The following is a 342-nucleotide window of genomic DNA, read 5'->3' on the forward strand; positions in this document are numbered from 1 at the left end:
CGCCCTAATACCAACGCAATCACAACAAAAGGAGCCCAAGTCAAAACAGCGCTGTTACGCTCAGTTAAACCTTCATCGATAAATGGCTGCATTAGCCACACAAAGGTGGCATCCATTGCTGAATACCCTAGCATGCCAATAATGGCGACAATGGCGGCGGCTTTATAAGTATTTACATAGCCAAGTAGTCGTTTATAACTTTGGGAGGCGCTTTGCTGCATAATACTCTCGAATCAACGCAATAGCGGGTATTGTAGCTTTAGCAAAGCAAAAACAAAACTCAATCACTGATAAACCAATAGCTTTTGTCTGCTTTTGCTGTTTTTATCTGCATTTCGGTGT

Annotated in this window: 1 pseudogene; it reads right to left on the reverse strand. The window is 42.4% G+C overall.

The annotated features are described in order from the left end of the window. Positions 1-221: pseudogene (locus tag CWC14_RS18735) on the reverse strand (lipid ABC transporter permease/ATP-binding protein); the annotation flags it as partial. Between the last annotated feature and the right edge of the window lie 121 nt (positions 222-342).

Origin of the sequence: Pseudoalteromonas sp. S3260 (genome assembly GCF_005886925.1) — a bacterium.
In the GTDB taxonomy this organism is placed as follows: domain Bacteria; phylum Pseudomonadota; class Gammaproteobacteria; order Enterobacterales; family Alteromonadaceae; genus Pseudoalteromonas; species Pseudoalteromonas tetraodonis.